The sequence below is a fragment of the Streptomyces sp. CLV115 genome, from assembly GCF_038448545.1.
In the GTDB taxonomy this organism is placed as follows: Bacteria; Actinomycetota; Actinomycetes; order Streptomycetales; family Streptomycetaceae; genus Streptomyces; species Streptomyces sanglieri.
The window spans coordinates 1-20,532 of the sequence record NZ_JBCEWQ010000154.1; the positions used below are offsets into that span (position 1 = coordinate 1).

At 71.2% G+C, this 20,532-nt stretch carries 15 protein-coding genes, 2 tRNA genes and 1 riboswitch; of the genes, 11 read left to right on the top strand and 6 right to left on the bottom strand.

From position 1 onward, the window contains the following. Positions 1-297, bottom strand: a 297-nt coding sequence (locus tag AADR41_RS34335; RefSeq protein WP_342285768.1) for a hypothetical protein, incomplete at its 3' end; no start/stop codon positions are given. 273 nt (positions 298-570) lie between these two features. Here AADR41_RS34335 and AADR41_RS34340 point away from each other — a divergent pair. From AADR41_RS34340 to AADR41_RS34360, 5 genes are all read left to right on the top strand, one after another. Further along, positions 571-2,733: a DEAD/DEAH box helicase gene (locus AADR41_RS34340; RefSeq protein ID WP_342285769.1), complete on the top strand. Its 2,163-nt coding sequence runs from the start codon at positions 571-573 to the stop codon at positions 2,731-2,733. 218 nt (positions 2,734-2,951) lie between these two features. Beyond that, complete coding sequence (locus AADR41_RS34345; protein ID WP_342285771.1) at positions 2,952-5,087, top strand: VCBS repeat-containing protein; 2,136 nt, start codon at positions 2,952-2,954, stop codon at positions 5,085-5,087. 252 nt (positions 5,088-5,339) lie between these two features. Beyond that, positions 5,340-6,863: an amino acid permease gene (locus AADR41_RS34350; protein WP_342285773.1), complete on the top strand. Its 1,524-nt coding sequence runs from the start codon at positions 5,340-5,342 to the stop codon at positions 6,861-6,863. Positions 6,864-6,954: 91 nt separating this feature from the next. Further along, positions 6,955-7,027, top strand: a tRNA-Lys gene (locus AADR41_RS34355). A gap of 160 nt (positions 7,028-7,187) precedes the next feature. Beyond that, positions 7,188-7,916 carry an SDR family oxidoreductase gene (locus AADR41_RS34360; protein WP_342285774.1) on the top strand — a complete coding sequence of 243 codons (729 nt, stop codon included), beginning with the start codon at positions 7,188-7,190 and terminating at the stop codon, positions 7,914-7,916. An 8-nt stretch (positions 7,917-7,924) separates the two neighbouring features. Here AADR41_RS34360 and AADR41_RS34365 read toward each other — a convergent pair whose 3' ends face one another. Continuing rightward, positions 7,925-9,340: an FAD-binding oxidoreductase gene (locus AADR41_RS34365; protein ID WP_342285776.1), complete on the bottom strand. Its 1,416-nt coding sequence runs from the start codon at positions 9,338-9,340 to the stop codon at positions 7,925-7,927. Between the two features lie 200 nt (positions 9,341-9,540). After that, a complete protein-coding gene (locus AADR41_RS34370; protein ID WP_342285777.1) occupies positions 9,541-9,957 on the bottom strand; it encodes an SHOCT domain-containing protein in 417 nt (138 codons plus the stop codon). A 323-nt stretch (positions 9,958-10,280) separates the two neighbouring features. Here AADR41_RS34370 and AADR41_RS34375 point away from each other — a divergent pair, with 323 nt between their 5' ends. From AADR41_RS34375 to AADR41_RS34400, 6 genes are all read left to right on the top strand, one after another. Next, positions 10,281-10,445: a hypothetical protein gene (locus AADR41_RS34375; protein ID WP_342285779.1), complete on the top strand. Its 165-nt coding sequence runs from the start codon at positions 10,281-10,283 to the stop codon at positions 10,443-10,445. 56 nt (positions 10,446-10,501) lie between these two features. Further along, positions 10,502-11,722, top strand: a complete 1,221-nt coding sequence (locus AADR41_RS34380) for an SPFH domain-containing protein (protein ID WP_342285781.1) — start codon at positions 10,502-10,504, stop codon at positions 11,720-11,722. A 149-nt stretch (positions 11,723-11,871) separates the two neighbouring features. Further along, positions 11,872-11,945 (top strand) — tRNA-Met (locus tag AADR41_RS34385). A 267-nt stretch (positions 11,946-12,212) separates the two neighbouring features. Continuing rightward, positions 12,213-13,373, top strand: a complete 1,161-nt coding sequence (locus AADR41_RS34390) for a PP2C family protein-serine/threonine phosphatase (RefSeq protein WP_342285783.1) — start codon at positions 12,213-12,215, stop codon at positions 13,371-13,373. A 238-nt stretch (positions 13,374-13,611) separates the two neighbouring features. Continuing rightward, positions 13,612-13,764, top strand: a riboswitch (cyclic di-AMP (ydaO/yuaA leader). Positions 13,765-13,775: 11 nt separating this feature from the next. Further along, positions 13,776-14,870 carry a M23 family metallopeptidase gene (locus AADR41_RS34395; protein WP_342285785.1) on the top strand — a complete coding sequence of 365 codons (1,095 nt, stop codon included), beginning with the start codon at positions 13,776-13,778 and terminating at the stop codon, positions 14,868-14,870. Between the two features lie 274 nt (positions 14,871-15,144). Further along, positions 15,145-16,089 (top strand): aldo/keto reductase, encoded by a 945-nt coding sequence (locus AADR41_RS34400; RefSeq protein ID WP_342285786.1) that lies wholly within the window; start codon positions 15,145-15,147, stop codon positions 16,087-16,089. A gap of 99 nt (positions 16,090-16,188) precedes the next feature. Here the strand turns inward: AADR41_RS34400 and AADR41_RS34405 are convergent, their stop codons facing one another. The 3 genes from AADR41_RS34405 to lhgO form a co-directional block, all read right to left on the bottom strand. Then, on the bottom strand, positions 16,189-17,835 hold the full coding sequence (locus AADR41_RS34405; protein ID WP_342285788.1) for a PrsW family intramembrane metalloprotease: 1,647 nt from the start codon (positions 17,833-17,835) through the stop codon (positions 16,189-16,191). Positions 17,836-18,090: 255 nt separating this feature from the next. Then, on the bottom strand, positions 18,091-18,993 hold the full coding sequence (gene trmB / locus AADR41_RS34410; RefSeq protein ID WP_342285790.1) for a tRNA (guanosine(46)-N7)-methyltransferase TrmB: 903 nt from the start codon (positions 18,991-18,993) through the stop codon (positions 18,091-18,093). Positions 18,994-18,997: 4 nt separating this feature from the next. Next, positions 18,998-20,254 (bottom strand): L-2-hydroxyglutarate oxidase, encoded by a 1,257-nt coding sequence (lhgO, locus tag AADR41_RS34415; protein WP_342285787.1) that lies wholly within the window; start codon positions 20,252-20,254, stop codon positions 18,998-19,000. Positions 20,255-20,532 lie beyond the last annotated feature (278 nt).

Consider the following 20,532-nt stretch of genomic DNA (forward strand, 5'->3'; position numbering starts at 1 on the left):
GTCTCCCGCTCGGAGTGCGCCTCGGCCCCTCCGCCACCGGGGTCGGCCGAGGACCCGGCGGAGCCGCTCGGACCGGGGCGGTCCGGTGCCGACGCCCTCCGCCTCCCGGCCGGAGCCGGATGTGCCGGAGCAGCCCGCTTCCCCCGAGCCGTCCGAGCCGGCGAGCCCCGAGCCGCCGGCTTCGCCCGAGCCCGAGCCGGAGCCCTCCGAGCCGTCGCCGCAGCCGTCCGCCTCGCCGGCGGCGCGGCTGCGCAGCGAGGCGATGAGGGTGCCGGGGATGACGGATCCGCTGCGCACTCCCGAGGTATCGCCGCAGGTGGAGCCCGCCTAGTGGGGGAGTGAGGAGGGTCGGTTTGCGCGATGTGGGGTGGAGTGCGTATGGTAGTAGATCGTTTGATCCCATTGCCCGGCGCCGAAACAGAAGCGCGCCGTGTGGCGCGTACTCTCCCTTGCCGTGGCTGGACCGCATTGAGGCGGTCGAAATTGCGAATCACGGAGTTACGGGCGCGTGCCGAGACTCCGGAAGGTTTCGCATTTCGCATGTCAATTTCCAGTTCTGACCGCACCGTCATGCCCGAGAGCATCGAGAACGACGAGCTCGTCGAGGCCGCGGAGACCGTGGTCGCCGAGTCCGCCGGTTCCATCGAGGCGGACACCCTCCTGGCCGAGCAGGCCGACACCGACTCCGCCGAGGCCGACGCGGACGCCGAGCCGACCATCACCTTCGCCGACCTGGGACTGCCCGAGGGCATCGTCCGCAAGCTCGCGCAGAACGGCGTGACGGCGCCCTTCCCGATCCAGGCCGCGACCATCCCGGACGCCCTGGCCGGCAAGGACATCCTGGGCCGCGGCCGCACCGGCTCCGGCAAGACCCTCTCCTTCGGTCTGCCGACCCTGGCCACGCTGGCCGGCGGCCACACCGAGAAGAAGAAGCCCCGCGCGGTCATCCTGACCCCGACCCGTGAGCTCGCGATGCAGGTCGCGGACGCGCTCCAGCCGTACGGCGACGTGCTCGGCCTGAAGATGAAGGTCGTCTGCGGCGGTACGTCGATGGGCAACCAGATCTACGCGCTGGAGCGTGGTGTCGACATCCTCGTCGCCACCCCGGGCCGGCTGCGCGACATCATCAACCGGGGCGCCTGCTCCCTGGAGAACGTCCAGGTCGCCGTCCTCGACGAGGCCGACCAGATGTCCGACCTGGGCTTCCTGCCCGAGGTCACCGAGCTGCTCGACCAGGTTCCGGTCGGCGGCCAGCGCATGCTCTTCTCCGCCACGATGGAGAACGAGATCGGCACGCTGGTCAAGCGCTACCTGGACAACCCGGTGAGCCACGAGGTCGACAGCGCCCAGGGCAACGTCACGACCATGACGCACCACGTCCTCGTCGTGAAGCCGAAGGACAAGGCGCCGGTCACCTCCGCCATCGCCGCCCGCAAGGGCCGCACCATCATCTTCGTCCGCACCCAGCTGGGCGCCGACCGCATCGCCGAGCAGCTCGTCGAGGCGGGCGTCAAGGCGGACGCGCTGCACGGCGGCATGACGCAGGGTGCCCGCACCCGGGTCCTCGCCGACTTCAAGGACGGCTACGTCAACGCGCTGGTCGCGACCGACGTCGCCGCCCGCGGCATCCACGTGGACGGCATCGACCTGGTGCTGAACGTGGACCCGGCCGGTGACCACAAGGACTACCTGCACCGCTCGGGCCGTACCGCCCGGGCCGGCAAGTCCGGTGTCGTCGTCTCGCTGGCGCTGCCGCACCAGCGCCGCCAGATCTTCCGCCTGATGGAGGACGCGGGCGTCGACGCCTCGCGCCACATCGTCGGTGGCGCGGGTGCCTTCGACCCGGAGGTCGCCGAGATCACCGGTGCCCGTTCGCTGACCGAGGTCCAGGCCGACTCCGCGAACAACGCCGCCAAGCAGGCCGAGCGCGAGGTCGCCGACCTGACCAAGCAGCTGGAGCGCGTCCAGCGCCGTGCCGGTGAGCTGCGTGAGGAGGCCGACCGCCTCGTCGCCCGTGCCGCCCGCGAGCGGGGCGACGACCCCGAGGCCGCGGTGGCCGAGGTGGCCGCCGAGGCGGAGGCCGCGATCGAGGCCGCCGTCTCCGTGCCGGAGCAGCCCGCCGCCCGTGACGACCGTCGCGACGACCGCGGCAACTTCGACCGCCGGGACAACCGCGGCGGCGACCGCGGTGGTTACCGCGGTGGCAACGACCGCGGTGGCGACCGCGGTGGTTTCCAGCGTCGTGACGACCGTTCGTCGGGTGGCTTCCGCCGCGACAACGACCGTCCGTCCTTCAACCGTGACCGCCGGGACGACCGCGGTGGCGACCGCGGTGGCTTCCAGCGTCGTGACGACCGTCCGTCCGGTGGCTTCCGTCGCGACAACGACCGCCCGTCGTTCAACCGCGACCGTCGCGACGACCGTCCCTCGGGCGGCTTCCGCTCCAACGACCGCCGGGACGACCGCGGTGGCCGCTCCTTCGACCGTCGCGACAACGACCGCCCGTCGTTCAACCGCGACCGCCGCGACGACCGTCCCTCCGGTGGCTTCCGCTCCGGTGGCAGCGACCGTCCGTTCAACCGCGACCGTCGTGACGACCGTCCCTCGGGCGGCTTCCGCTCCGGTGGCAGCGACCGTCCGACCGGCCGCCGCGACGACCACCGGGGCACCGGCACCAACACCGGTTCCTTCGGCCGCCGCGACGACAAGCCGCGCTGGAAGCGCAACGGCTGAACACCGTGAGGACCTGACAAAGGTCCGCTGAACGGTCTGCGGAAAGCGGGCCCGCTCTTCACGAGCGGGCCCGCTTTTCTTTTCGCTTCCCTCACATGAGCAACCGCTGCTAACATCCGGCGACTTGCACAGGGGCGGGCCGGGGGGCTTTGCGGAAGGTCGCTGTCGATCGCCTGTGCCTTCTTGCCCTTCGGGCATTTCGGGGAGGACTGACCCTCTTGGCTCGCCTTGCTGCTCCACACGGCCGTGGCGCCCGGCGCCGGATCGCCGCGCTGGCCGCTCTCACCGTGGTCGCGACCGGTCTCGGCACAGTGCCGGGCGCCGTCGCCGCGGATGCGCCGGCCCCTGTCGCGACGAACGGTGTCTGGGGCATCGACTTCGCCGGCGGAGTACTGAACACGGTGGAAATCGCCCCGAGCGGCCCGCAGTTCGTGTTCGCCCGCCAGGTCTCCCCGGGCGGGGCGACGGTGGGCGCTCCCACCTCGATGGGATACGCGGGCACCTACGCGACCGGTGCGCATGCGAAGCGGGTGCCGTGCGACGCCGGTGAATGCGTACCGCTGCGCGCCACCGGCAACGGCCATGTGGGCCGCTTCTTCGTCGACAACGGCCAGGAACGCGCCGAGATGTGGCTGACGGGGAACACGCTCCACGGCTTCGACGAACCCGCTGTGACCGGGGGTCGGTTCGTGGACACGACCGGACGCTATTTCGTCTACGAGGCGGCGTCGACCGGCAAGCAGTACATCGACGACGTCGGGGTCCGCAGGTCGGACGTGCGGACGACCCGGTCCATCACCGCCGCCTCGGTATGGGGCTCGGCGCTGTGGACGGCGGCCTCCACCGCCGGAGTGGTCACCGCGACCGACCTCGAACAGAAGAAGGTCGTCCAGACCGTCGCCACCGGCGCCCCGTGCGTGATCAAGGAGCTCCAGACCGTCGGCCGCTGGATCTACTGGAACTGCGGACCGAGCGGTGCCGCCGGGGTCTACGACCGTACGGCGAAGAAGAGCCTCTCCGTGCCGTCCGGCGCCGCGCTCGTCGGCGACGGCTACCTCGTCCGGCACGACCGCACCGCCGGGAAACTGCTGCTCACCGACTTCCACACCGGGACGGCCGCACCGCCCCGGGAGATCGCGGACCTGCCCGCGGGCAGCACCGCCGACCAGCGCCGACTGACCTGGGCCGTGGACAAGTTCGGCGGTGACATCGCGTACGTCGGACCGGACAAGGCGATCCGCATCGTGCCCAGCGGGGTGCCCACGCAGCCGCTCGCGAAGATCGAGTCGGACCTCAACGCCGGGTACATCGACGTCAAGAGCATCTACGGCGCCCAGAACTGGGAGAGCACCTGGCAGCTCAACGCTCCCGCGACCTGGACCTTCGTGATCAAGGACATCCGCGGCCGGGCGATCCGTACCCTCTTTGGCGGTCCCGGTGCGGAGGTCGCGGTCGACTGGGACGGCAAAACGGACACCGGCCGCCCCGCCGCCAACGAGATCCACACCTGGACGCTGACCGCCAGGGCCGTCAAGGGCGGCGGCACGTACACCACCAGCGGGAAGATCGAGGTCTCCGGTGGCGTCCAGGGCCATCACGACCAGGGCGGCTACGACTTCGGCGAGCTGGTCACGCTCAACTCCGTCGGCGAGCTGACGCTGCACTACACCGAGGGCAGGGGCAAGCTCGACTGGAAGCGCTCCGGCGCCGGCTGGCCCAAGGGCACCGTCGCGGTCCCGTTCGGGGACATGGGCAGCGACCGGTGCGCCGAGATGCTCGTACGGATGCCGAACGGGGAACTGCGCCGGTACGCCGGCAAGTGCGGCGCCCCGTACACGCCGAACAGCAGCCACACCTCCCTGGGCACCGGGTGGAACGCGTACAACGTCCTTACCGTGCCCGGCGATCTGACCGGTGACGGCCGCCCCGACCTGCTCGCGCGCAAGGCGTCGACCGGTGATGTCCTCCTCTTCGCCAACGACGGCCACGGCAAGCTGAAGGCCGGGGTGAAGATCCGTTCGTCCTGGACCGGCTACACGAAGGTCGTGGGCGCCGGTGACCTCAACGGTGACGGGTACGGCGACGTGCTGGCGCACCACAAGGACGGCACGCTCTACCGCTACGACGGCACCGCGAGCGGAAAGCTGAAGGAGCGGGTGAAGGTCTTCGCCGCGTGGGGCACCTCGTACAACACCATCGTCGGGGTCGGTGACATCACCGGCGACGGGAAGGCCGACCTCGTCGAGCGGGACCGCTGGGGCAACCTCTTCCGCAACAACGGCAACGGCAAGGGATCGTTCGGCTCCCGTACGAAGATCGCCACCGGCTGGCAGGGCTACAAGGGGGTCTTCTGAAGCGTGCGGCCTTCCCGGCGCGGGCACTCACCACCGGCCGCGGCCACGCGGACATGGAGTGGGAGTACCGCCTGCCGAGCGGTCGGCTGTCGAGCGCCCGCAGGGTCTGAGTGACGCCGGGGTGCGCAGGGGCCGGGGTGCGAACGGGCCTGAGTATGACGGGAGTTGCGCCCCCCTCGTGCCCGGCACGTTTTCCCAGTCGTGACCCGGGCGGCCGCATGCGTGCCCCGGCACACGGGAATCGCTGGGTGCATGACAACCGACACAGGCGAGGACCGACCACCACCTCCGGGCGTCTCCGACGAGGAACGCCTCGCGCAGCTCGGGTACACGCAGACGCTGGCCCGGCGCATGTCGGCGTTCTCCAACTACGCCGTCTCGTTCACGATCATCTCGGTGCTCTCCGGCTGCCTCACGCTCTACCTCTTCGGCATGAACACCGGCGGCCCCGCCGTCATCACCTGGGGCTGGGTCGGCGTCGGCCTGATGACGCTGTTCGTCGGCCTGGCGATGGCCGAGATCTGTTCGGCGTACCCGACCTCCGCCGGGCTCTACTTCTGGGCCCACCGGCTGGCCCCGCCGCGCTCGGCCGCCGCCTGGGCCTGGTTCACGGGCTGGTTCAACGTGCTGGGGCAGGTCGCCGTCACCGCCGGGATCGACTTCGGGGCGGCGTCCTTCCTGGGCGCGTACCTGAACCTCCAGTTCGGCTTCGAGGTCACCCCCACCCGCACGATCCTGCTGTTCGCCGCGATCCTGCTGCTGCACGGTCTGCTCAACACCTTCGGGGTGCGGATCGTCGCGCTGCTGAACAGCGTGAGCGTCTGGTGGCACGTCATCGGCGTCGCCGTCATCGTCGGCGCCCTGACCTTCGTGCCGGACTCGCACCGGTCGGCGTCGTTCGTCTTCACCGAGTTCGTCAACAACACGGGCTGGGACAGCGGCTTCTACGTCGTGATGATCGGGCTGCTGATGGCGCAGTACACCTTCACCGGCTACGACGCCTCCGCCCACATGACGGAGGAGACCCACGACGCGGCGACGGCCGGCCCGAAGGGCATCGTCCAGTCGATCTGGACCTCCTGGATCGCGGGTTTCGTCCTGCTCCTCGGCTTCACCTTCGCCATCCAGTCGTACGACGGGGCGCTGAACTCGCCGACCGGCGCCCCGCCCGCCCAGATCCTCCTGGACGCCCTCGGCGCCACCACCGGCAAGCTCCTGCTGCTGATCGTGATCGGCGCCCAGCTCTTCTGCGGCATGGCGTCGGTGACCGCCAACAGCCGCATGATCTACGCCTTCTCGCGCGACGGGGCCCTGCCCTTCTCCCGCGTCTGGCACACGGTCAGCCCCCGCACCCGCACCCCTGTCGCCGCGGTCTGGCTCGCCGCGGCCGGCGCCCTCGCCCTGGGACTCCCGTACCTGATCAACGTCACGGCGTACGCGGCGGTGACCTCGATCGCGGTGATCGGCCTCTACATCGCCTACGTCATCCCCACGCTGCTCCGCCTGCTCCGTGGCGACGAGTTCACCCCGGGCCCCTGGCAGCTGGGCCGCTGGTCCCGCCCGATCGGCATCGTGGCGGTGGCCTGGGTCGTGATCATCACGGTGCTCTTCATGCTGCCGCAGCTCTCGCCGGTCACCTGGGAGACGTTCAACTACGCACCGGTCGCGGTGCTGGTGGTCCTGGGCTTCGCGGCGACCTGGTGGCTGGCCTCGGCGAGGCACTGGTTCCTCAAACCGGATCACAAGCGCACGATCACCCCGGACGAACCCCTCTGACCCCCCGGGATCCCACCGTGACGGGGCCCGGTAACCGATACCCGATCGGCGGCCGGGCCCCGGCGGGCTATGCTCAGGGGTGATTGACCGGGGGCCGTTAGCTCAATTGGCAGAGCAGCGGACTTTTAATCCGTTGGTTGTGGGTTCGAGTCCCACACGGCCTACCGCACGCAGCGAGGGAAAACCCCTCTGAGCTGCCACTCGGCGCCTCGATCGGTTCCATCCGGTCGGGGCGCCGTTTCATGTCGTGCCCACCTGGCCGCCCGTGTGCCATATTGCGCACAAAGCGCAGCATTACGGACAAAGAACCGTGAAGGGTACGTCATGAAATTCGCAGTCATCGGCGGTACCGGGCTGATCGGGTCGCAGGTCGTCAAGAAGCTGAACGCCGCCGGGCACGAGGCGGTACCGCACTCGCAGTCCACCGGAGTCGACGTCATCAGCGGCCAGGGGCTGGACGAGGCGGTGGCGGGGGCCGACGTCGTCGTCAACCTGACGAACTCCCCGACCTTCGACGAAGCCTCCCCGGCCTTCTTCCGGGCCTCGATGGACAACCTTCTGGCCGCGGCCGGCAAGGGCGGCGTCGGCCACTTCGTCATCCTCTCGATCGTCGGCACGGACCGGGTGCCGGAGCTCGACTACTACCGGGCCAAGACGCTTCAGGAGAACATCCTCGCGGCCGGGCCGATCCCCTACTCGATCGTCCGGGCGACGCAGTTCATGGAGTTCATCGACGCCGTCCTGTCCTGGACCACCGACGGCGACACCGTCCGGCTGCCCGCCACGCCGATCCAGCCGATCGCCGCCGGGGACGTGGCCGACGCGGTGGTGGAGGTCGCCGTGGGCGCCCCGCTGAACGGCATCCGCAGCATCGGCGGCCCCGAGGTCTTCAATCTGGACGAGCTGGGCCGGATCACCCTGTCCCGCAAGGGTGACGACCGTACCGTCGTCACCGACCCCACCGCGGGCATGTTCGCCGCCGTCCAGGGTGACGTCCTCACCGACACGGCCGCCCACCTCGCCCCCACCCACTACGCCGACTGGCTCTCCTGACCCGCCCATCACAGGGGGGTGACGGCACCGGCCTGCCGGGCCGCCGGCTCGATGTTCTGGTTGGCGTGGAAGAAGTTGTGCGGGTCGTAGGTGCGCTTGACGGCGGCCAGGCGGGCGTAGTGGTCGCGGTAGGTGGCGCGTACGCGGTCGGGGGCTTCGCCCGCGCCGATGAAGTTCACGTAGGTGCCGCCCATGGAGTGCGGGTGCAGCTCCTCCCAGTAGTCGACGCACCACTGCCTGAGCTCCTCGGCGTTGTCCGGGTCCGGGTCGATGCCCGCGATGACGCCGGACCAGACCGCGTCGCGGTAGGCCCAGGCCGTGTCGTCGGGGCCGGGCCGGTGGGCGGCCGCGTCGATCGGGTACAGGTGGGCGGTCGACAGCGGGGTGGGGAGGTGCTCGGCGTACTTGGCGTGTACGGCGATGGCGCCGTCGGTGATCCGGTCGAAGAAGTTGCCGCGCCAGTACCACTGCAGACCGGTGGGGAGCAGTTCGTCGAACATGGACTGCAGGGCGGTGTAGGGCATCGGGGCCGTGAAGTGGAAGGCGGGCGGTCCGGGGTCCTCGACGGGCTTGAGGGTGGTTCCGAGAAGTTCGGGGTCGCCGGTCCAGCACCACACCACGCCGCACATCTTCTGGCCGTGGATCTCCTCCGGGAACGGCGGGCCGGGCGGCACGGTGAGCGCGACGAAGAAGCCGTTGAGGTCCTCGGGGACCTGCGGCAGGAAGTCGCGGTACCAGCGCAGCACGTCGGGTATCCGGTCGACCGGCCAGACCGTGACGGCGACGCCCACCGTGTCCACCGGGTGCAGCCGGAGGGTGAAGGAGGTGACGACGCCGAAGTTTCCGCCGCCGCCGCGCAGAGCCCAGAACAGGTCGGGGTGGGTGGTGGCGCTCGCCGTCACCGAGGTGCCGTCGGCCAGGACCACGTCCGCGGCCAGCAGGTTGTCGATCGTCAGGCCGTATCTGCGGGTGAGGTGGCCGTGGCCGCCGCCCAGGGTGAGGCCGCCGATGCCGGTGGACGAGAGGATGCCGGTGGGGGTGGCCAGCCCGAACGCGTGGGCGGCGTGGTCGAGGTCGCCGAGCGTGGCGCCACCGCCGACCGTCGCCGTCCGCGCGGCGGGGTCGATGTGCGCCCAGCGCATGGGTGAGAGATCGATCGTCACGCCGTCGTCCACCAGGCACAGGCCCGCACCGCTGTGCCCGCCGCCGCGGACCGCGAGCGTGAGCCCCGCGTCCCGGACGAGGTCGACCGCGGCCATCACGTCCGCCGCGTCGCCGCACCGCACCAGCGCCGCCGGGTGCCGGTCGATCATGGCGTTGTAGATCGTGCGGGCCCGCCGGTACTCCGGGTCCTGCGGGCCGATGACGGGACCGCGCAGCGCGGTCCGCATCGTTTCCAGGGTCGCGGACGTGGTGCTGTCCATGGCGGGCCATCTCCTCGTACGCCGAGATGGGGACCGCACCCCGTTCGGCCCGCCGTGACTCCGGCGCCCCGAGAACCGCGGGCGGCGACGGCCACCGTGGCTGATGCCTCAAGCCTCCTCGCGGTCCTGGCGCCGTGCCAGTCCGCCGGACCGCCCGGAGGGAGACATACGCGCCGTTCCGGGGGCGGGCGGGAGCGACGTCAGACGAGGAGCTTTGTCTTCGCCCGCTGGTACTCCTCGTCCGTGATGGCGCCCCGGTCCCTCAGCTCGGCGAGCTTCGCCAGGTCGTCGACATGACTCCCCTTCTTCGTGGCGTCGCCGCCCGCGTCGGAGGTGCCGGCGGCCTCCCGTACGTACGCCTTGAAGGCCGCGTCGCGGTCCTGGGCTTCCTTGATGTCCCGCTTGCTCATGGACTTGCCACGGACGATCACGTACACCAGGACGCCGAGATACGGCAGCACCAGCGTGAGGATCAGCCAGCCGGCCTTGCCCCAGCCGCTGAGGTCGTGGCTGCGGAAGATGTCCGTGATGACCTTGAACAGCAGGAACAGCCACATGACCCAGAGGAAGAACCAGAGCATGGTCCAGAAGAGGTCGAGCAAGGAGTAGTCGTCCACGGTTCGCTCCCCGATCAGCGCGAGTTCATCGCGTCGGCAGGATGGAAGATAAAACAGTCATATCACCGCATATCTGCCCCCGCTCGTCGATCGCCGGGCGCCCGCGGGCACCGCTGCGCCGGGGCGGGTGCGGAGTACCGTGGAGTTGTCGAGGGAGGCTCCGGCCTCCAGGAGGCGGGGTCGCCTCGTGTCCATGAAGCGGTGCGGGACACCGTGCGGTGAGCGGCGTGAGCAGGCGTACGCAGGGAAGCTCACGAGGGCGACGCATGCGCCGGGCAGATGAGTCCGCCCGCAGCCCGGTCGGGGCGGTAGGCCGTGTCACCGTGCCGATTCCGTCCGACGGTCCGGGCGAGGTACTGGTGGCGGTACGGGGCGGGTCCGAGGCCTACACCGCCTGGGCGGCGACGTCGATCGACAGGGACGCGCGCGTCGTTGTCGTCGACACGGTCTCGGCTCGCGGCGTGATCGTGGAACGCCTGCCGTCCTGAGCGGCCGAGCAGTCGCTCACTCGACGGAAGCAGTGTCGTACGGCAGGAGTCTTCCCATGTTCTTCTGGCACGTTCCCGCCCCCAACGAGGCGATGCTCATCTCCGGTTCCAAGGGACAGACGCTGGACACCCAGTTCCGGATCGTCACCGGGCACGGCAGTTTCGTGCTCCCGGTGAAGCAGAAGGCGCGCATGCTCTCCCTGGCGCTGCGCGAGGCGGAGATCACCGAGGACTGCGTGACGCAGCAGGGCATCCGCCTCAACGTCCGGGCCGTGGCCGTCTTCAAGGTCGGTGACGACGCCGTGTCCATCGCCAACGCGGCCCGCCGCTTCCTGACCGAGCAGGACCAGATGGAGGAGCTCGTCGGGCGGATCTTCGCCGGGCACCTGCGCTCCATCGTCGGCGGACTGACCGTGGAGCAGATCATCCGCGAGCGCAACCGGGTCTCCCAGGAGGTCATCGCGGGCAGCCACGGCGAGATGGAGAAGCTCGGCATCGTCGTGGACGCCCTCCAGATCCAGGAGATCGACGACGCCACCGGCTACATCAAGAACCTCGCGGCCCCACACGCCGCCGCGGTCGCCAGCCAGGCCCGGATCGCCGAGGCCAAGGCGGACCAGGAGGCCAGCCAGCGCGAGCAGCAGGCCGCCGCGCTCAAGGCGGAGTACGAACGCGACACCGCGATCAAGCGGGCCGGCTTCCTCGCCGAGACCGAGCAGTACAACGCCCGCGCCGCGCAGGCCGGGCCGCTCGCGCAGGCCAGGGCCTCGCACGAGGTCATCGAGGAGCAGACCGCGCTCGCCGAGCGACAGGCCGCGCTCGCCGCCCAGCGGCTGGAGGCGGAGGTCCGGCGCCCGGCGGACGCCGAGGCGTACCGGCAGCGCACCCTGGCGGAGGCGGCCCGCGACCGGGTCAAGTTCGAGGCCGACGGCGGCGCGTACACCGAGCGGGCCCTCGCCCAGGCACAGGCCGACGCCAACAGCGTGCGCGCCGCGTCGCTGCGCGACGGCAACCAGGAGCTCATCGCCGCCAACCGCATCGTGGAGAACCTGCCCGCGCTGGCCGACGCGGCCGCCCGGGGCATGTCCGGCGCCGACCTCACCGTCCTCAACGGCACCAACGGTGTCAACGAGATGGCGGCCGGCGTCGTCAGCCAGGGGCTGGCGATCCTCCACTCGCTGCAACGCGGTGCCAACCCGGTGAAGCAGCCGGCCGTCCATGGCAAGGCCGATTCCATGCCCCGCATCTCCGAGACGAATCAGTCCGCGAATCAGTGAGGTTCGAACCGGTGGCGGACCGGTCCGCGAACCGGTCCGCGAACCGGTCCTGGAACCAGTACTGGCGCGGTTCGGTGAGGGGGGGTGAGGGCGGGTGAACCCGAGTGGTCAAAAGGGCGCCGGGGATGGCGTAGAGTTGTGTTCACCGACGCGGGGTGGAGCAGCTCGGTAGCTCGCTGGGCTCATAACCCAGAGGTCGCAGGTTCAAATCCTGTCCCCGCTACTGAAGAATTCAGGCCCGGCACGCACACAGCGTGCCGGGCCTGAATTCGTTTCGCCGTGTCCCGGGCGGGCCATGGCGCACATGCCCCCTTGTGTTCCTCTGTGTCCCCTCCCGGGTTGTGTCCCCTCCCGTGTTCCCTGCGATCCCCGCGTCCCCGTGTCCCTCCATTGGCCGACGAGGAGTCGCCGCTTCGGTCCGGTCCGGTGAGCCTGGGGGTGGGGCGCGGTACCGTCCGCAGCCGCGCGCGTACCGGGCAGGAGACCACAGGTGTGGAAGCGGGAGAAGCGGCGCGGCAAGCACGCCGGGAGCGGTGCCCGCACCCGGCGGTTCGTCCGCGCGCTGCCTCCCCTGATGATCCTCGGCGGGCTGCTGTTCGACGCCCTCACCCCGCCCATTTTCACCGCCATCCCGCTGTTCGTGGCCGCTCCGCTGATCGCCGCCCCCTTCTTCTCGCTGGCCAGCACCATCCGTACCGGTATCGCTTCGATGCTGGCCGTCATCGTGCTGCGCCTGTACAGCAGCACGCTGCCCGAGGCCGTGCCGCTGATCGAACTGCTGACCCTGGCCACCGTCTCGGTCCTCGCGGTCGTGATCAACGGGGTCGTACGGCGCGGCAACGAGCAGCTGGCCTCCGCGCGGTACATCGCGGAGACCGCCATGCGCGCGGTGCTGCCGCAGCCGGCCGACCGGACCGGCGGGCTGCAGGTCGCGGCGCGGTACGAGGCGGCGCAGGCGGACGAGTTCGTCGGCGGTGACCTGTTCGCCGTGTCGGACACCCCGTGGGGGGTGCGGCTGGTGGTCGGGGACGTGAGGGGGAAGGGGCTCGACGCCGTGGAGACGGTGGCGGTGGTCATCGGGGCGTTCCGCGAGGCGGCCGAGCAGGAAGCCTCGTTGGAGGGGGTGGCGGGACGGCTGGAGCGGGCGCTGGCCCGGGAGGAGGCGCGGCGGGGCGGACTCGACGTGCTCGAAGGGTTCATCACGGCCGTGCTGGCCGAGATCCCGACCGGGCTGTCCCGGGTGCGGATCGTCAACCGCGGGCACCCCGAGCCGATCCTGCTGCATCCGGACGGGGCGCTGGACGTGCTGAAGCCGTCGGTGCCCGCGCTGCCGCTCGGGATGGATCTGGGGGTGTGGCCGGAGTGCACCGACGAGTGGGACCTGCCGGCCGGGACGACGCTGCTCTTCTACACGGACGGTCTCTCCGAGGCGCGGAACACCGAGGGGGTCTTCTACGATCCGGCGGCCCGGCTGCGCGGGCGGCTCTTCCCGGGGCCCGAGGAACTGCTCTCCGCCCTGACCGACGACGTACGGCTGCACACGGGCGGCGAGTCGACCGACGACATGGCGCTGCTCGCGGTCGCGCGCCCGGCCGAGGGGCAGCCGGACCGGCGAAGGACCGTGCCGATCGTGGGTGCCGAGGAGGCGTGACGGGGCGATGCCACCGTGCGTAACCGAAAGGCACCGCTCCGCATAACGTTTGACGCAACGTCAGAATCAGGGTAGTGACTGAGGGTCGGTCAACTCGTCCGATTCCACCCACTTGTGTCCCGTAAAGTCCAGGCCAAGGAAGTGAACGATCAGTTGGAACGGCTTGGAATACGGCCCCGGTGTCTATTAACGTTCGATAACGCAGCGCGGTCGTCCCAGCCGTCGTCAGTGGCGGCACCGCGCGCGAGCGCCGAATTCCGCAAGGGAACCGGGGAACCACCTACATGGGGTGAATCGGGCACCTGTGTCTCGTGAGAGGCAGAGGGGCCCGTAGGAGACCTTCCTGCTCCGAACCCGTCAGCTAACCCGGTAGGCGAGAAGGAAGGAAAGGAGTGCGCCCCCGTGGCGTCCAACAAGCCTGCCCCCGAGGCCCCGTCCCGGTTCGAATCCGACTACGGCACCGAGTCCGGAGGCGACTTCACCGGCAATTTCACGGCTGAGTTCACCGGTGAGCCCGACCGTGGCTGGGACGAGTGGAACCCCACCGAGGAGTCCGTCCGCCCGGTGCGCGGCAGGCACCGCGTCGCCAAGCAGCGCAACGGCCTCGCCCGCAGCTCCACGGTGCTGGGCGTCGGCGTCATAGCGGCGGTCGGCGCGGGTGGCATGGCAACCGCGCAGAGCAAGCCCCCGGTCTCCATCTCCGTGCCCGACTCGATCAAGGACAACCTCCCCGACGCCAAGTCCCTTCCGGGCGTGGGGGCTTTGTTCTCCGGCGAGTCCGAGGCCGACAAGACCGAGGTCGCGGCCACGACTGCCCCGCTCACCACCGCGGGCATCACCACCGCCGAGGCCGAGCAGGGCACGACGGACGCGGGCGAGGCGCTCCGCGCCCGCATCCTCCAGCAGGCCGAGCAGCAGCAGGACGCCGCCGACGCCGAGGCCAAGGCGGCCGAGGAGAAGAAGGCCGCGGAGAAGGCGGCCGCCGAGGCCAAGAAGCAGCAGGACGAGGCCGAGGCCAAGGCCGCCGCCGAGAAGAAGAAGGCGGAGGAGGAGGCCAAGAAGAAGGCGGAGGCGCTGCGGCTGGCCAAGCTCGCCGCCAGCTACGCCATCCCGACCTCCTCGTACACGATCACCTCGACCTTCGGCGAGGCCGGCTCGATGTGGTCCTCCGGCTATCACACGGGCCTCGACTTCGCGGCCCCGACCGGCACCCCGATCAAGGCCATCCACGGCGGCACGGTCAAGTCGGCGGGCTGGTCCGGCGCGTACGGCTACCGCACGGTGCTCGAACTCGACGACGGTACCGAGCTGTGGTTCTGCCACCAGTCCTCGATCGGCGTCAGTGTCGGCCAGAAGGTCAGCACCGGCGAGACCATCGGCCGGGTCGGCGCGACCGGCAACGTCACGGGACCGCACCTCCACCTGGAGGTCCACACCGCCGGCGGCACGGGCATCGACCCGATGGCCTGGCTCCGCGGCAAGGGCCTCAACCCCTGATCCGACGCCCACCTCGTGGGCCGCTCGATCCCAGCCGGTCCGCCGGCCGATGAACCCCGGCAGTCCTGACGCTCACCCCCCGACGTCAGGGCTGCCGGTCTGTTCGTGGGCGGGACGGGGGAGTGGTGAGTTCCTGGAACTGCCGGTACCCGGAAGGGGTGTCGCCGGAGCCGGAAGGGGGCCTGTCGGCGCAGTGGTTCCGCCGGAACAGCGGTCCAACCGGAACAGTGGTTCCGCCGGAATAGCGGGTGCACCGGAATCCGTTGTTTTACCTATGACTTCTCTTCGTAAGCTGGGCCCTTCCGACCTTCAGGTCTTCCCGCTCGCTCTCGGTGGCAACGTCTTCGGCTGGACCGCCGACGAGGCACAGTCGTTCGCCGTTCTGGACGCTTACGCCGCGGGCGGCGGCAACTTCATCGACACCGCCGACGGGTACTCGGCCTGGATTCCGGGCAACGAGGGCGGCGAGTCCGAGACCGTCATCGGCAAGTGGCTTGCCGCACGCGGCAACCGCTCCGACATCGTCGTCGCGACGAAGGTCAGTACCCACCCCCGGTACAAGGGGCTCGCTCCCGCCAACATCAAGGCCGCGGCCGAGGAGTCGCTGCGCCGGCTCGGCACCGACCACATCGATCTGTACTACACGCACTTCGACGACGAGACCGTGCCGGTCGAGGACATCATCACCGCCCTGGACCAGCTGGTGAAGGAGGGCAAGGTCCGGGAGATCGCCGCCTCCAACATCGGCTCCGAGCGGCTCCAAGCCTCCCTGGACTTCTCGGAGCGCGAGGGCCTGGCCCGTTACGTCGCGCTTCAGCCGCACTACAACCTGGTTTCCCGCGACACCTACGAGGGCGAGCTCCAGGACACGGCAGCCCGTGCCGGGCTCGGTGTCGTGCCCTACTTCGCGCTGGCCGCCGGCTTCCTCACCGGCAAGTACCGTCCGGGCTCCTCGGTGGAGAGCGCGCGGGCGGAGGGCGCCCGGCAGCACCTGGAGTCGGAGCGGGGACAGAAGGTCCTGGCCGCGCTGGACAAGGTCGCCAAGGAGCGCGACGCGGAGATCGCGACCGTCGCGCTGGCCTGGCTCGCATCCCGGCCGACCGTGGTCGCGCCGATCGCCTCGGCCCGTACGGTCGAGCAGCTGCCCGCACTGCTGGCCGTCGCGGACCTCACGCTGACCGAGCAGGAGCTGGCCGAACTCACCGAGGCATCCGCCTGACCGCCTGATCCGCCCGGCTGTCTGATCCGCCCGGCCCGCAGGGTCTGCCCGATCCGTCGATCCATCGATCCGTCGATCCGTCGATCCGTCGGGCAGGCCTCAGCGCGGGGGCTGCTGCGGCATCAGATAGGGATTGTGCCCGGGGCCGGGGCCGGGGCCGGGGCCGGGAACGGAGCCAGGGCCGGGGTATTGGGCATGCGGGTGCGCCTGCGCCTGGGCGGGGCCGTTGAGGTATGCGCCGTACCCCGTGGGTGGAGTGAACTGCTGGGCGTACGGGAGCGGCGGCAGGCGGTGGGGGCGCAGGAGTCCGGTCGCCTGTGCCGCGTACGTCAGGGCGGGGGCCGCCACCTCCCTGCGCTGCCACAGGTGGTGCAGCAGCTCCAGCTCGCGTTCGGCGAAGTCCGGGCCGGTCGTACCGCGCCGGGCCTGGAGGCGCAGCGCGGCCAGTGAGGTCGCGAACGATTCGTACTCGGCGACGGCGCGGGCGGCCGCCTTCCCGTGGGCCTCCGCGGCCTGCGCCGCGGCCTTCGCCTGCGCCGCCTGGACAGAGGGGCCGGGCACGGAGCCCGGCATCGTTCCCGGCACCGCCCCCGGTATGGATCCGGGCGCCCAGCCGGGCCCGTACGGGGTGTACTGGCTTCCCCGGGCCGCGACGGCGTACTGGCGGCGGGCCGCGTCGCGGGCAAAGCCGCGGGCCCGCATCGAGGAGAGGGCGAGCGGTTCCGCCGGGCTCAGCCAGCCCGCCGCCGCATAGGCGGGCAGCTCGGCGGCGAGGGTGCGCAGCTCCCGCCGGCGCGACCAGATCACCAGCCAGGTCACCAGGCCGAAGACCGGGACCATGAACACCGCGTACACGGCATAGAAGCCGTACGGGCTGAAGACCGCCGATCCGTTCCACAGCGAGTGCATGCCCATGGCGAGGACGAGCCCCAGCAGCGGCAGCACGATGCGGCGGATCCGTCGGCGCCGGGCGCAGGCCGCGGCGAGCCCGAAACCTATGCCGGTCAGCACCGTGAAGAGCGGGTGCGCGAAGGGCGACATCACCGCCCGTACGAAGAACGTCGCGGCCGTCACCGATACGACGCCCGAACTGCCGATCTGCTGGTCCTCGCCGAAGGCGTTGCCGAGGTAGAGGATGTTCTCGGTGAAGGCGAAGCCGCTCGCGGTGACGCCGGCGATCACGACGCCGTCGACGATCCCGTTGAACTCCCGTCTGCGGAACAGGAAGATCAGCAGGACCGCGGCGGCCTTGGCGCTCTCCTCGACGACCGGGGCTATGACCGTGGCGCCGAGGGTGTCGGCGTTGGACGGGTCGGCGATGGTCGTGGCTATCCAGCGGGTCGCGAAGGAATTCGCCAGGATCGCGACCAGGGCGGCGGCGAACGCACCCCAGGCGAAGGCGAACAGCACATTGCGCCAGGGGCCCGGATCGGCCCGGTCCAGCCAGCGGAACGCCGTCAGCAGGAGCGGTACGGGCAGCACGGCGAGGCCGAGGCCGACGAGGAACCCCTGGGTGCCCGTCTGGTCCCGGACCAGGGCCAGGATCGCCAGACCGCAGATCGCGAGCACCGTGAACACCGCCACGACGCGGAACGTCCGGCTGCGCCACACCATGCCCACGCGGCGCGGCCGGTATCGCCAGTGCCTGCGCTCCGGCACGGCAGCCAGGATCTCGCCGACCCGCTGCTCCTCAAGGAGCGGGACGGCCGGCTGTGACTGCCGCTGCTGGACAGACCCGTCGGACAACACGCAATGACCCTAACCAGCAGCACTGACACCTGACCATGGGGCGCCCACCGGCCACCCGGCGCGCAGACCCGATGCGCCCGCACACACGCGCAAGGTCTATGCGTCCGCAGACACGCGCAGACCCGACGCGCCCGCAGACACGCGCAAGGTCGATGCGCCCGCAGGACCGGCCCAACCCGGCGGCCCAACCCGGCGGCCCGGCCCGGCGGCCCGGCCCGGTGGCCCGGCACGCTCCGGGGCCGCAGGCCGGTCTCAGCTGCGGGCGAAGAGCAGGTCGTGCACGATGTGGCCCTTGTCCAGGCCCTGCCCCTCGAACCGGGTCAGCGGCCGGAACGCGGGCCGGGGCGCGTAGCCGCCGTCCGCCTGTGTGTTCTCGAAGAGGGGGTGCGCGCTCAGCACCTCCAGCATCTGCTCGGCGTACGGCTCCCAGTCGGTCGCGCAGTGGATCACCGCGCCCGGCTTCAGCCGCTGTGCCACCAGATCGAGGAACTCCGGCTGGATCAGCCGCCGCTTGTGATGGCGCTTCTTGGGCCACGGGTCGGGGAAGTACACCCGCAGCCCGTCCAGCGAGTCCGGCTTGAGCATCTCGCGCAGCAGGATGATCGCGTCGCCGTTGGCCACCCGGATGTTCGACAGGCTGTTGCGGTCCGCGAGGCCGAGCAGATTGCCCTGGCCAGGGGTGTGCACATCGACGGCGAGGATGCCCGTGCCCGGGTCGTCGGCGGCCATCTGCGCGGTGGCCTCGCCCATCCCGAAGCCGATCTCCAGCACGGTCGGGAGCCCGTCGAACAGCTCGGGCAGGTCGAGGACGCGCTGTCCGTCGATGTCCAGGCCCCACTTCGGCCAGAGCCGCAGCAGGGCGTCCTCCTGGCCGGGCGTGACGCGGCTGCGGCGCGGCTGGAAGCTGCGGATCCGGCGCTCGTGGTGCGAGCCGGCCGGATCGACGGCGGGCCCGCCCGGGAAGCGCGGCTCCTGGCGCAGCCTGCGCTGCCGCTCGAAGGCGGCGGCGCGCAGATCGTCCGGAATCCCGGCAGCGGACGGAATCCCGGCAGTGTCCGGAATCCCGGTTGCGGACGGAATCCCGGCAGCGGGCGAGGAGGGGTGCTCGGAGGAGCTCTCGGGGAAGTCCCCGGAGAGGCTCTCGGAGGGGTTCATGGGCTCAGACACAATGCCCCGATTCTACGGCGGGCGGTCTCCACCCGGTCTCCCGTGCCCGGAGCAGCGCCCTGCGTGCCACCTCCCGCCCGATGGGCAGCGAGGCCGTCGCGGCGGGCGACGGGGCGTTCAGCACGTGGACGGTGTGCGGGGCCTCACGGATGAGGAAATCGTCCACCAGGGTGCCGTCCCGCAGCACCGCCTGGGCCCTGACCCCGGCCGGGGCCGGTCTCAGGTCGGCCTCCGTCACCTCCGGCAGCAGCCGCCGTACGGCCTGGGCGAACGCGTGCTTCGACAGCGAGCGGTGCACCTCGCCTGCCCCGTACCGCCAGTGTCTGCGGGCTGTCCGCCAGGTGCCGGGCCAGGCCAGGGTGTCCGCCAGCTCGCGCGGGCGCACGACCGGCCAGCCGTAGCCCTCGCGGGCCAGCGCGGGCACCGCGTTCGGACCGACGTGGACGCCGCCGTCGTGGCCCCGGGTCAGATGGACCCCGAGGAACGGAAACGCCGGATCGGGCACCGGATAGACCAGGCCGCGCACCAGCTCCGGCCGCGCCAGCTCGTAGTACTCGCCCCGGAAGGGCACGATCCGCATGCCCGGGTCGTCGCCCGCGAGCCGGGCCACCCGGTCGCAGTACAGCCCCGCGCAGTTGACCAGCACCCGGGCCCGCACCACCGTGCCGTCCGCGGTGCGCACCGCCACGCCCCAGGGACGCCGGTCGATCGCGGTGACCTCCGCCCCGTAACGGATCACCCCGCCGGCCCCGCTCACCTCGGCGGCGAACCGGGCCGCGACCGCGCCGAAGTCGCAGACCCCGGTCGATCCGACCCGGATCGCGGCGAGGCCGCTCACCTGCGGCTCGTACTCCGTGATCTGGGCGGGCCCCAGCTCGCGCACCGGCAGCCCGTGCTGCCGGCCGCGCTGGACCAGGGCGTGCAGCCGGGGCAGCTCGGACCGCTCGGTCGCGACGATCAGCTTGCCGGTCACCGCGTGGGCGATGCCGTGCTCGGCGCAGAAGTCGACCATCTCGGCGGCGCCGCGCACCGCGTAGCGGGCCTTGAGCGAGCCGGGGCGGTAGTAGATGCCGCTGTGGATCACTCCGCTGTTGCGCCCGGTCTGGTGCCGGGCCGGGCCCCACTCCTTCTCCAGGACCGTCACCCGGGTGCCCGGAGCGGTGCGCGTGATCGCATACGCCGTCGACAGGCCGACGATCCCGCCGCCGATCACCAGCACATCGCAGTCGTACGCCGCGCGCGTCGTCATCACGCCACCTCCCACCCCGATAGTGCACTGACCCACTGACAACGCACTCAAACCAGCGCGGCCCAGCGTGGCGCCGAATCTTTACGGTCCGTGGCACACCGGTGTCCACGCGGACACCGTCCGGATGCCGTGAGGCCACCGCGCGTATGTCTGCCGCAGCTGCCGGCCGGCGCTGTCTGCCGCCGCCGTCCGTCCGCCCGCCGCCGTCCGCCCGCCGTAGTGCGCCGGGGGGGGGGGGGGGGGGGGGGGGGGGGGGGGGGGCGGGGGGGGGGGGGGGG

What these genes read in the sequence shown, in the direction of transcription:
- lhgO (WP_342285787.1), bottom strand. Translation starts at nt 20,254, where the DNA reads ATGACGACGCGCGCGGCGTACGACTGCGATGTGCTGGTGATCGGCGGC.
- AADR41_RS34340 (WP_342285769.1), top strand. Translation starts at nt 571, where the DNA reads ATGCCCGAGAGCATCGAGAACGACGAGCTCGTCGAGGCCGCGGAGACC.
- AADR41_RS34365 (WP_342285776.1), bottom strand. Translation starts at nt 9,340, where the DNA reads ATGGACAGCACCACGTCCGCGACCCTGGAAACGATGCGGACCGCGCTG.
- AADR41_RS34400 (WP_342285786.1), top strand. Translation starts at nt 15,145, where the DNA reads ATGACTTCTCTTCGTAAGCTGGGCCCTTCCGACCTTCAGGTCTTCCCG.
- trmB (WP_342285790.1), bottom strand. Translation starts at nt 18,993, where the DNA reads ATGAACCCCTCCGAGAGCCTCTCCGGGGACTTCCCCGAGAGCTCCTCC.
- AADR41_RS34350 (WP_342285773.1), top strand. Translation starts at nt 5,340, where the DNA reads ATGACAACCGACACAGGCGAGGACCGACCACCACCTCCGGGCGTCTCC.
- AADR41_RS34360 (WP_342285774.1), top strand. Translation starts at nt 7,188, where the DNA reads ATGAAATTCGCAGTCATCGGCGGTACCGGGCTGATCGGGTCGCAGGTC.
- AADR41_RS34380 (WP_342285781.1), top strand. Translation starts at nt 10,502, where the DNA reads ATGTTCTTCTGGCACGTTCCCGCCCCCAACGAGGCGATGCTCATCTCC.